The sequence below is a fragment of the Streptomyces sp. NPDC052109 genome (genome assembly GCF_040680195.1).
Classification (GTDB): Bacteria; Actinomycetota; Actinomycetes; order Streptomycetales; family Streptomycetaceae; genus Streptomyces.
The window spans coordinates 54891-65994 of the sequence record NZ_JBFAWF010000036.1; the positions used below are offsets into that span (position 1 = coordinate 54891).

Annotated in this window: 11 protein-coding genes; 10 read left to right on the top strand and 1 reads right to left on the bottom strand. The window is 70.0% G+C overall.

Annotated features, from left to right (window positions below; all coding sequences use genetic code 11):
- Window position 1: 1 nt before the first annotated feature.
- Window positions 2-883 carry an NAD(P)H-binding protein gene (locus AB0L59_RS39975; protein ID WP_365592482.1) on the top strand — a complete coding sequence of 294 codons (882 nt, stop codon included), beginning with the start codon at window positions 2-4 and terminating at the stop codon, window positions 881-883.
- Window positions 884-975: 92 nt separating this feature from the next.
- On the opposite strand, the gene AB0L59_RS39980 is transcribed toward AB0L59_RS39975, so the two are convergent.
- Window positions 976-1401 carry a nuclear transport factor 2 family protein gene (locus tag AB0L59_RS39980; protein ID WP_365592485.1) on the bottom strand — a complete coding sequence of 142 codons (426 nt, stop codon included), beginning with the start codon at window positions 1399-1401 and terminating at the stop codon, window positions 976-978.
- 237 nt (window positions 1402-1638) lie between these two features.
- Between AB0L59_RS39980 and AB0L59_RS39985 the strand changes: the two genes are divergently transcribed.
- The 9 genes from AB0L59_RS39985 to AB0L59_RS40025 all read left to right on the top strand — a co-directional run bounded on the left by AB0L59_RS39985 (window position 1639) and on the right by AB0L59_RS40025 (window position 10955).
- Window positions 1639-2430, top strand: coding sequence for an SDR family NAD(P)-dependent oxidoreductase (locus tag AB0L59_RS39985; protein ID WP_365592488.1), 792 nt, complete (start codon window positions 1639-1641; stop codon window positions 2428-2430).
- Window positions 2431-2462: 32 nt separating this feature from the next.
- Window positions 2463-3623 carry an alpha/beta hydrolase gene (locus AB0L59_RS39990; RefSeq protein ID WP_365592491.1) on the top strand — a complete coding sequence of 387 codons (1161 nt, stop codon included), beginning with the start codon at window positions 2463-2465 and terminating at the stop codon, window positions 3621-3623.
- Window positions 3624-3644: 21 nt separating this feature from the next.
- Complete coding sequence (locus AB0L59_RS39995) at window positions 3645-4157, top strand: lipocalin-like domain-containing protein (RefSeq protein WP_365592493.1); 513 nt, start codon at window positions 3645-3647, stop codon at window positions 4155-4157.
- On the top strand, window positions 4154-5422 hold the full coding sequence (locus tag AB0L59_RS40000) for a beta-ketoacyl-[acyl-carrier-protein] synthase family protein (protein ID WP_365592496.1): 1269 nt from the start codon (window positions 4154-4156) through the stop codon (window positions 5420-5422). Before AB0L59_RS39995 ends, AB0L59_RS40000 begins: the two co-directional genes overlap by 4 nt.
- Entirely contained in the window at window positions 5419-6636 is a 1218-nt protein-coding gene (locus AB0L59_RS40005) for a ketosynthase chain-length factor (RefSeq protein WP_365592499.1), read from the top strand. Before AB0L59_RS40000 ends, AB0L59_RS40005 begins: the two co-directional genes overlap by 4 nt.
- 2 nt (window positions 6637-6638) lie before the next feature.
- The gene (locus AB0L59_RS40010) at window positions 6639-6893 is read left to right on the top strand and encodes an acyl carrier protein (RefSeq protein WP_365592502.1); all 255 of its coding nucleotides are present in this window, start codon (window positions 6639-6641) and stop codon (window positions 6891-6893) included.
- Window positions 6894-6907: 14 nt separating this feature from the next.
- Window positions 6908-7825 (top strand): aromatase/cyclase, encoded by a 918-nt coding sequence (locus AB0L59_RS40015; RefSeq protein ID WP_365592505.1) that lies wholly within the window; start codon window positions 6908-6910, stop codon window positions 7823-7825.
- A 17-nt stretch (window positions 7826-7842) separates the two neighbouring features.
- The gene (locus AB0L59_RS40020) at window positions 7843-9147 is read left to right on the top strand and encodes a cation:proton antiporter (RefSeq protein ID WP_365592508.1); all 1305 of its coding nucleotides are present in this window, start codon (window positions 7843-7845) and stop codon (window positions 9145-9147) included.
- A gap of 104 nt (window positions 9148-9251) precedes the next feature.
- Window positions 9252-10955: a tryptophan 7-halogenase gene (locus AB0L59_RS40025; RefSeq protein WP_365592510.1), complete on the top strand. Its 1704-nt coding sequence runs from the start codon at window positions 9252-9254 to the stop codon at window positions 10953-10955.
- The last annotated feature ends 149 nt before the right edge of the window (window positions 10956-11104 follow it).

Sequence of the window (11104 nt, forward strand, 5' to 3'; positions counted from 1 at the left end):
CATGCTCGTCATCACCGCCCCCACCGGCCAGATCGGCCGTCAGGTCCTGGAGAAAGCACTCGAGGGCGACCGGCCCATCCGTGTGATCGCCCGCGATCCCGGCAAGCTCCCGCCGCATGTGCGCGAGCGTGTGGAGGTCGTGCAGGGCACGCATTCCGACCCCGCCGTGGTGACCGAGGCGTTCGCCGGGGCCGACACCGTGTTCTGGCTCGTGCCGCCGAACGTGCGGGCCGAGAGCGTCGACGGCTACATCCTGGACTTCACCCGGCCGGCCTGTGACGCGATCAAGACCCAGGGCGTCAAGCGCGTCGTCGGCATCTCGACCCTGGGCCGCGGCGTGGCCAAGAACGCCGGCCAGGTGTCGGCGGCGCTGGCCATGGACGAGCTGATCGAGAGCACCGGCGTCGCCTACCGCGCCCTGCGGATGCCCGGCTTCATGGAGAACATGCTGCTGCAGGCGGGAGCCATCAAGCACCGGGGCATGTTCTTCATGACCATCTCCCCCGACCACAAGCTCCCGACCTGCGCCACGCGCGACATCGCCACCGTCGCGGCCCGGCTGCTGCTCGACGACTCCTGGACCGGCCAGGCCGGGGTCCCGGTGCTCGGCCCGGAGGACCTGTCGCCCAACGACATGGCGCGGATCATGTCCGAGGTGCTGGACCGGCCGATCCGCTTCCAGCAGGTCCCCAGCGAGGGGTACCTGGCCTCGCTGACGCAGAACGGGATCAGCCCCGCCTGGGCCCAGGGCCTGGTCGACATGGCGACCGAGGTCGAGCAGCGCGACATCTACCGCGTCGAGCCTCGCACCCCGGAGGCCACCACCCCCACCACGTTCCGCCAGTGGTGCGAGGAGGTGCTCAAGCCGGCCGTCCTGTCCTGAACCACGCGCCACGAAAGCCGTGGGGGCGTTCCACCGGGCCGAACCGGTGGAACGCCCCCACGGCGTTTTCGTGCCGGGACGGCCGTAGCGGGTCAGTCGTAGCTGACGTGGCGCGAGCGGGTCAGAAAGACCCCGTCGGTCTCCACGAGAACGTCGTGCATGACACAGCTGACGAAGACGGGCTCCTGCCGCGGACGGACCTTGACGACCAGGCAGTAGGCGGTCGAGTGCAGGGCGCCGTCCTCCGCCGGGCGCAGATCGATCATGTTGACGTGGTGCCGCCGCTGCATCGGGTCGTCCTCGAACCGCCGGTGAAAGTCGGTCAGGTCCGCGACGATGCCCTCCCGGGTGCGGGCGGGCGGACGTCCGGGGGTGTGCGCGAATTCTGCGTCCTCCGTGAAGGTGCCGGCATAGCCGGAGATGTCGCGCCCGTCCAGCAGCTGCATCTGCGCCGCGTAGAACTGCTGAACACGTGGATAAGTGGTGCCCAGATCGAGCCGGGCGGGAACTGTGGTCATGGCACTCTCCCAGGTTTCTGGCGACAGCGCGCAAGTTTCCGGCACGCTCCTCGAACTTCGGTCGAGCGCCGCGCCGCGGCGCGGACTTGAGCGGCCGGCCGCTCAGTGCGCCTTGAGGGAGCTTCTAGGTGTCCTGGTTACGTTGATCGCGTCGATGACAAATCTCCTCGTTCGCCGGCCGATCACGACGACGACAACGGCAAAAGCGGCGACCACGACAACAGCAGGGGGATGCGCATGACCACGGCCGAACACTCACAGCCGGTTGCCCTTGTCACTGGTGCCACCCGCGGAATCGGCTTGGAAATCGCCAGGATGCTGGCCGGGCGCGATATCGCGGTTTTTCTCTGTTCACGCAACCACGACGACGTGGCGGCGACGGTGAAGGAAATGCAGCAGCAGGGACACACCGTCGACGGACACGGCTGCGACGTGCGGTCCGCGGAGCAGATCCATGAACTGGTACGGCGGGCCGTCGACCGTTTCGGCCCCCTCGACATCCTGGTGAACAACGCCGGCCGCCCGGGCGGCGGACCGACCGCGGAGATCTCCGACGAGCTGTGGTGCGAGGTCGTCGACACCAACCTCACCAGCGTCTTCAGGATGACCAAGGAAGCCCTCACCACCGGCGGCATGCTCGGCCTCGGCCGCGGCCGGATCATCAACATCGCCTCGACCGGCGGCAAGCAGGGCGTCGTCCACGCCGCCCCGTACTCCGCCTCCAAGCACGGAGTGGTCGGCTTCACCAAGGCGCTGGGGCTCGAACTCGCCAAGACCGGGATCACCGTGAACGCGGTCTGCCCCGGTTTCGTCGAGACACCGATGGCCGAGCAGGTGCGCGAGCACTACGCCGGGATCTGGGGGGTCGACGAGACCGAGGTCCACGCCCGTATCACGGCACGTGTGCCGATCGGCCGCTATGTGGAACCGCGCGAGGTGGCGGCCATGGTCGAGTACCTGATCGGCCCCGGTGCGGCCGCCGTCACCGCTCAGGCGCTCAACGTCTGCGGCGGGCTCGGCAACTACTGAGATCCTCGCCTTCACGAAGGGTGGCTTCCGCTATGCCGCGCACAGCGCCGGCGCCGGCCCGCACCTCGGGCTCGCTGATGTCGGAGTGCATCTACTATCTTCCGCGCCTGATGTTCCTCAACTCGCGGTACGCGCCGCAGACACACTGGGGGGACATCGCAACAGTACTGCGGGATTTCCCCGAGGACAGCAGCGACGTGGGATCGCCGCGTTTCTGGGCGGAGTGGCAGAACCGCTGGACCGCCCACGGCGACCGGTACGGCGAACTGGCCCGAAACTCCTCCACCACCGCCGGACGCATCCGGGCGGAACGCGGTGCGGCCGTGTGCTACCACTGGGCCGAGTTCATGGACTTCGGCGACCGGCAGCGCAAACTCAAGCTGCGCTCCCAGGTGCGCGAGCACTTTCTGCGCAGCTTGGAGGAAAGTGAACTCCCCGTGGTGCAAGGCGAGTTGTCCGTCGGTACCGGCGCCGGGGAGACCCCGTGCCGGGTGCCGTACTGGCTCTTCCTGCCCCCGTCGCCGCACACGGGACCACAACCGGTTCCCTGCGTCATCATGTCCAACGGTCTGGACTCGATGACCGAGGTGGAGGTGCTGGCGCTCGCCGAGTCCTATCTCGAACGCGGCATCGCGGCCCTGCTGTTCGACGGCCCCGGCCAGGGCATTCACGTCGGCCAGGTCCCGCTGCTCGTCCAGATGGAGTCGGTCGTCGCGGAACTGGTGGCAGTGCTGCGCCGGGACCCCCGGATCGCCGACGACCGACTGGCCTTTTTCGGAATCAGTTTCGGCGGGTACTTCACGCTGCGCATGGCCCAGCAGCTGGGATCGCTCTTCACCTGCCTGGTGAACCTCTCGGGCGGTCCGCGCATCGCGCCTTTCGAGGGACTTCCCCGCCGCTTGAAGGACGACTTCCGTTTCGTCTTCGCCTGTGGCGAACCGGTGGACATGCAAGCGCGTTTCGACGCGCTGGAGATAGACCTGACCGTGCCCGCCGGCGCCCCGGTGCTGAGCGTCCACGGCGACAGGGACGACATTTTCCCGGTGACGGCCCTGAAGGAGCTGGACCGGGCGTGGGGCGGAAAGCACCGGCTCGTGGTGCACGAGAACGAGGCCCATATCTGCCCCAATCTGGTCAACCTGTGGAGCATCGACGCGGCCGACTGGGTGGCCGATCAGCTCCGGCCGGCCTAGTCATCCGAGGGACACGCATTGTTGCCGGAAGAAGGCATTTCAGAAGAAGGACCAGCGGTCCACGGCACGGCGTCGGAAGGCATTTCCGGGGAAAGCCTGGTCGGTTCCTGGCGCCTGGTCGCCCACTTCTATCTCGCCGAGGACGGCTCCACCCGCCCCGGCCCGTGCGGCGAGCACGCCGAGGGGCTGCTGATCTACGACGGCCGCGGGTACATGTCGGCCGCGCTGATGCGCACCGGCCGCCCGGCCGCCGACGGCTCGGGGACGCGGGCCGGATACATGGGCTACTCGGGGCGCTGGCGGGTGGCGGGCGACCGGGTGGTCCACGAGGTCCTGGTCAGCTCGCATCCCCGCGTCGTCAACACCGAGCAGGTCCGGGAGGCCCGGCTGGAGAACGGCCGGCTGACCCTGCGCGAACGGCTCGGTGGCGCGCCGCGCTCCCTCGTCCTGCAGTGGCGCCGCGCCGACCCCACACCTACCGAGAAGAAAGTCACGCAGATGAACGGCATCGACATGGCCGGTGGTGCTTCGTGAACCGCCGGGTGGTCATCACCGGAATGGGCGTCCGGGCGCCAGGCGGGCTGGGCAAGGACTCCTTCTGGAAGCTGCTGTCCGAGGGACGTACGGCGACCCGCCGGATCTCCTTCTTCGACCCCGCGCCGTACCGGTCGCAGGTCGCGGCGGAGGTGGACTTCGATGCCGCGGCGGAGGGCCTGAGCCCGCGCGAGACCCGGCGGATGGACCGGGCGACCCAGTTCGCGGTGGTCTGCGCCCGCGAGGCGGTGGCCGACAGCGGAATCGACCTCGGGGCGGTGGCACCGCACCGGGTCGGGGTGAGCCTGGGCAGCGCGGTGGCCGCGGCGACCAGCCTCGAGCGGGAGTACCTGGTGCTGTCGGACTCCGGCAGGCAGTGGGTGATGTCGCCGGAGCACCTGTCCCCGCACATGTTCGACTACATGATCCCCAGCATCATGCCCGCCGAGATCGCCTGGGCGGTCGGCGCGGAGGGGCCGGTCGCCATGGTGTCGAACGGCTGCACCTCCGGGCTCGACTCCGTCGGGCACGCCGTCGCGCTGATCCGGGAGGGCAGCGCCGACGTGATGGTCGCGGGCGCCGCGGACACCCCGATCACCCCGATCGTGGTGGCCAGCTTCGACGCCATCAAGGCGACCACGACGTACAACGACGATCCGGAGCACGCCTCGCGGCCCTTCGACGGCACCCGCAACGGCTTCGTGCTCGCCGAGGGCGCGGCCATGTTCGTCCTGGAGGAGCTGACGGCCGCCCGGCGCCGGGGCGCTCCCGTCTACGCCGAGGTGGGCGGCTACGCCACCCGCTGCAACGCGTACCACATGACCGGGCTCAAGCCCGACGGCCGGGAGATGACCGAGGCGATCCGCGCGGCGCTCGACCAGGCCAGACTGGCCCCCTCGGACGTGGACTACGTCAACGCGCACGGATCGGGCACCAAGCAGAACGACCGGCACGAGACCGCCGCGTTCAAGCGGAGCCTGGGTGAGCACGCCTACCGGACACCGGTGAGCTCGATCAAGTCGATGGTCGGGCACTCCCTGGGCGCCATCGGGTCGGTGGAGATCGCCGCGTCCCTGCTGGCCATCGAACGCCAGGTGGTGCCGCCGACGGCCAACCACCAGGTCAAGGACCCCGAATGCGATCTGGACTACGTGCCGGTGGTGGCGCGGGAACATCACACCGACACCGTGCTGACCGTCGGCAGCGGATTCGGGGGCTTCCAGAGCGCGATGGTCCTCACCCGGCCCAAGCAGGTGGCCGCATGAGCGTGATCACCGGTCTGGGTGTGGTGGCACCCAACGGAGTGGGCGTCAAGGAGTTCTGGGCGGCGACGCTGACGGGCCGCAGCGGCATCGGCGAGCTGGACCGGTTCGACACCTCCGGGCAACCCGCCCGGCTGGCCGCCCTGGTGCGCGACATCGACCCGGCGGAGCACCTGCCCAGCAGGCTCCTGCCGCAGACCGATGTGTCGACCCGGCTCGCCCTGGTCGCCGCCCAGAGTGCCATCGAGGACGCGGACCTGGACACCGCCGCGATGACCGACTACGACATGGGCGTCGTCACGGCCAACGCCTCCGGCGGATTCGAGTTCACCCACCGGGAGTTCCGCAAGCTGTGGTCCCAGGGCTCGCAGCACGTCAGCGCCTACGAGTCCTTCGCCTGGTTCTACGCGGTGAACACCGGCCAGATCTCCATCCGGCACGGGATGCGCGGCCCGAGCTGCGCGCTGGTGGCCGAGCAGGCCGGCGGGCTGGACGCGCTCGGCCAGGCGCGGCGGAACATCCGCGCGGGTGTGCCGCTCATGGTGAGCGGCGGTGTCGACTCCGCCTTCGACCCCTGGGGCTGGGTCTCCCACCTGTCCAGCGGGCGGGTCAGCGCCGACCCCGACCCGGACACCGCCTACCGGCCCTTCGACACCCGGGCGAGCGGTTACGTCCCCGGTGAGGGGGGCGCCATCTGCATCCTGGAGGACGCCCGCGCGGCGGACGCCCGGGGGGCCCGCGTGTACGGCGAACTCGCCGGGTACGCCGCCACGTTCGACCCCGCCCCGGACTCGGGGCGGCCGTCCGGGCTGCGTCGCGCCGCCGAACTCGCCCTGTCCGACGCCCGGATCACCCCCGGCGAGGTCGACGTGGTCTTCGCCGACGCGGCGGGCGTGCCCGAGCTGGACCGGACCGAGGCCGAGGCCCTGCGCGCCGTCTTCGGGGTGCGAGGTGTCCCGGTGACGGCGCCCAAGGCACTCACCGGCCGGCTGTTCTCCGGCGGCGGAGTGCTGGACGTCGTGTCCGCCCTGATGAGCATCCAGGACCAGGTGATACCGCCGACCTTCGGCACCGGCAGGATACCCGCCGAGTACGGCGTCGACGTCGTCCTCGGCGCACCCCGTGAAGCGCGGGTCGGCACCGCGCTCGTACTCGCCCGAGGCCGCTGGGGGTTCAACGCGGCCGTTGTCATCCGCAGTTCTCATGACGGGAGTTGACCATGAACAGGAGCATGAGCATCGAGGAGCTGCGCGGCATCCTGATCGCCTGCGCGGGCGGCGAGGACGCGGACGCGCCGCACGAGGACTTCGCGGACCTCGCCTTCGACGACCTCGGATACGACTCGCTGGCCCTCATCGAGACGGCGACCCGGCTCAAGCTGGACCACGGCGTGGTCATCCCGGACGATCTGATCACCGAGGTCGCAACCCCGGCCGAGCTGCTGAAGCTCGTCAACGACCGGATCGCGGCCTAGTCATGCAGATCTCGATGACCCACACGCGGCTGGTGGCGGCGCCGGCGCACGACATCTACCGCGTCGTCGCCGATGTGGCCTTGTGGCCGGTGGTCTTCGGACCGTCCCTGCACGTCCGGCACTTCCACCGGACCGAGCGCGACGAGCGGTTCCAGCTGTGGGCGGTGGTCGGCGGGGAGGTGCACACCTGGGTGTCCCGGCGGGAACTGGATCCGGTCGCCCGGCGGATCACCTTCCGCCAGGAACGCACCCATCCGCCGATCACCGCCATGGCCGGAGCGTGGTCGTTCCAGCAGCTGCCGGACGGCAGGACCGAGGTGCGTCTGGACCACACGTTCTCGGTGGCCGACGAGGAGGCCATGGCGGGCATCCGCGCCGCCGTGGACCGCAACAGCCTGGAGGAACTGGCGGCGCTGGGCCGGATCACCGAGCTGGGCCACCCCGTGGACCAGGTGATCGACACCTTCTCCGACGCCGTCGTGGTGGACGGGGCGCTCGACGACGTCTACGCGTTCGTCCGCCGGAGCGACCTGTGGCCGCAGCGGCTGCCCCATGTGGCCCGGGTGGAGCTGTCCGAGGACGCGGCGGGGATCCAGCACATGGAGATGGACACCGTCACCGCGGACGGTACGGCGCACACCACCCGATCGATACGGGTGTGCACCGCGCCCTCGCTGATCGCCTACAAGCAGCTCCTGCCGCCCCGCATGCTGCTCGGCCACAGCGGACGCTGGACCTTCACCCCCGTCGACCGCGGTGTCGAGGTGACGGCCACGCACACGGTGGCGATCGACCCCGAGGCCGCCCGCGACGTGCTGGGCCCGCGCTCCACGCTCGCGCAGGCGCGCAGCCATCTGCGTGCCGCACTCGGCGGTAACGGGCGGGCGACCCTGGCGCTGGCCGGCAGGTTCGCCGGCGAGAGCCTCCACTGACGACACAGGGGGAACGTGTGAGCGCTCATCAGCTGGAGTCGACGACGACGGTCGTCCTCGCAGACATCGCGGTGATCCTTCTCGTCGGCTCACTGCTGATGAAGATCGCCAAATGGGTGCGGCAACCGCCGGTGGTGGCCGAGCTGCTGGCGGGTGTCGCCCTCGGTCCCAGCCTGCTGGGGCTGCTGCCGGGGCACCTGAGCACCCGTCTGTTCCCGATGAGCGCACGTCCGTTCCTGTCCGTGGTCTCGCAGCTCGGGATCCTGCTGTTCATGTTCCTGATCGGCTGGGAGTTCAACCGCGACATGCTCCGCGGGCGGCTGCGGACGACGATCGCGTCGGTGTCCCTGTCCTCCATGGTCGTGCCGTTCCTGGGCGGAGCGGCCCTGGCGCTCGCCCTGTACGCGCGGCACGACCACGTCGGCGGCCACCACGTGGGGCGGCTCGCCTTCGTCCTGTACCTCGGGACGGCGATCTCCATCACGGCCTTCCCGGTACTGGCCCGTTTCCTGGTCGACACCAGGATGAGCAGCACACGGGTCGGTGAGCTGGCCCTGGCCAGTGCGGCCGCCTGTGACGCCCTGTCCTGGTTGCTGCTGGCCGTGGTGGTGGCGATCGTACAGGTGACGGGGCCGGGCGGACTGCTGAAGATGGCCGCTCAACTGCTCCTGTACGCCCTCGCCATGGGGCTGGTCGTGCGCCCGGCGCTGCGCGGGCTCGTCAGGCGGTGGGGCCAGGAGAGCGGACGCCTGACCCTTCTGGCCCCGATCGGTGCGGGGGTGTTCCTGTCGGCCGCCGCCACCTCATGGATGGGGATCCACGCCGTCTTCGGCGCCTTCGTCTTCGGCTGTGTCATGCCGCGCGAGCCCGTGGAACCGCTCACCCGGCAGGTGCGGGTGCCGATGGAGCAGGTCAGCCTGCTGCTGCTCCCGGTGTTCTTCATCCAGGTCGGGCTCTCGGTGAACGTCCGCTCGCTCGGCGCAGCCGATTTGGCCGAGTTCGCCGCGGTCACCGCGGTCGCCTGTGCGGGCAAGCTCCTCGGAGCGAGCGTTCCGGGCCGGCTCAGCGGCCTGGACTGGCGCGACGCCGGCACGCTCGGGGTGCTGATGAACATGCGCGGGCTCACCGAGCTGATCGTGATCAACGTGGGCGTCAGCATGGGCGTCCTCGACGAGCGCATGTACACGGTCATGGTTCTCATGGCGCTGGTGACCACGGCGGCGGCGGGCCTGGTCATCCGTTACCGCCCGCCGGAGACCGGCTGGACGTGGCCGCGCGACGACGTCTCACTGCGGCTCACCGAAGCCGGCCGGGCCGACTGAACCCCCCGGGACCGCGAACGCGGCCCCTTCCACGGTGAGTCGAGCGGCGCCGGGCCGCCCCGACCACAGCTTTTCTGCCCACGTGCCCATCAGCGGGAGGACTCATGCCAGACCAGCGCAACCGCGACGTCGTGATCCTGGGAGGCGGGCTCGCCGGCCTCACGCTCGCGATCCAGCTCAAGAACGCGCGCCCGGAGACGGACATCGTCGTGCTCGACAAGCGGAAGGGACTGGCGCCGGAGGCGGCGTTCAAGGTCGGCGAGTCGACCGTCCCCACCGGCGCGCACTACTTCGCCGAGGTCATCGGCATGAAGGAGCACCTGGAGAAGTTCCATCTGCAGAAGAACGGGCTGCGGTTCTTCCAGCCGTCGGGTGACAACAGCGACCTGACGCAGCGGATCGAGCTGGGGTCGCTGGACTTCCCGGTGCACGTCAACTACCAGATCGACCGCGGCCGTTTCGAGAACGAGCTGACCCGGGTGGCGCTCGCCCTGGGGGTCGACCTGCGGCAGGGCTGCGATGTGCGGGGCGTGGAGCTGCGGCCGGAGTCCGAGCACCTCGTCGCCTTCGCCCAGGACGGCGAGGAGCGCGGTCTGCGGACCCGATGGCTGGTGGACGCCGCCGGCCGGGCCGGTGTCATCAAGCGCCACCTCGGCATCGGCCGCGAGGTCGCCCACACCATCAACGCGTCCTGGTTCCGCCTGGCCGGCGGCATCGACCTCGAGCAGTGGGGAGCGGACAACCCGGCCTGGCTGTCCCGGATGCGGCGGACGGGCATACGCCAGTTCAGCACGAACCATCTCATGGGCGACGGGTACTGGGTCTGGCTGATCCCGCTGGGCTCGGACCACATCAGCATCGGCATCTGCGCCGATCCGCGCCTGCACCCGTACGAGGAGATGAACGACTTCGACAGCGCGCTCGACTGGCTGCGCCGCCACGAACCGCAGCTGGCCGAGGCGGTGGCCGGACGCGTGGACGACGTGGCGGACTTCCTCACCGTACGGGACTTCGCCTTCGGGGTGGAGCGCGTCTACTCGCCGGACCGGTGGAGCCTGGTCGGCGAGGCTGGCGCCTTCGCCGACGCCTTCTACTCCCCCGGCTCCGACATGATCGGCTACGGCAACTCCGCCACCACGGACCTGATCACCCGGGACCTCGCCGGCCAGGACATCGCCGAACGGCTCGAGTTCTACAACGACTTGCACCTGAAGACCTTCGCCTACGTGCTGTCGAAGGTGGAGGACCACTATCCGGCCTTCGGCAATCCCGCCGTGATGGTGCCGAAGCTGAGCTGGGACCGGATGCTGAACCACTACGGCGTGGTCCTGCTGTTCGTCCAGAACCGGTTCCACTACGAGTTCCTCAGGAGCGTGCGCGGCGACATCGAGAAGCTCTACGCGCTCAACGAGCGGGTGCAGCAGATCTTCCGGGACTGGAACCAGCTGGAGCGGGTACGGCCGACGGGTCCGGCCAAGGCCCACCACGCGGCGAAGGCGGTCCGTGAGAGCGCCACGGCGCTGATCCACGACTACAGCGACGAGGAGCTGAGGGCGGCACTCGCACGCAACGTCGCGGTGACCGAGGCCATGGCCGTGGGCATCTTCCACCGGGCGACCCGCAACCTGGCCGAGCGCCCCGGCCCCGAGGTGCCGGTCAACCCGTACGCCGTCAGCCTGCGACCGGACGACTGGGAGGCGGACGGGCTGTTCAGCGGTGACGTGCGGCTGACGCTCGCTCAGGCCGACCAGATCGCCGAGGGGACGGAGGGCCTGCTGGCCGACCCGCTGCTCGCGGACGCCTCGTGAGCCGCCCGGGCTGATCCCGGCTCAGGTCGAAGCAGAGTTCGCCGGCCTCGCCGCGGCGGGCGGGGCGTACCTCGGCGTCGACCAGGTCGTCCATGTGGAAGGCGGAGCCCAGATGGACGTCACCAGCACGTCCGAGTCGCATCAGCAAC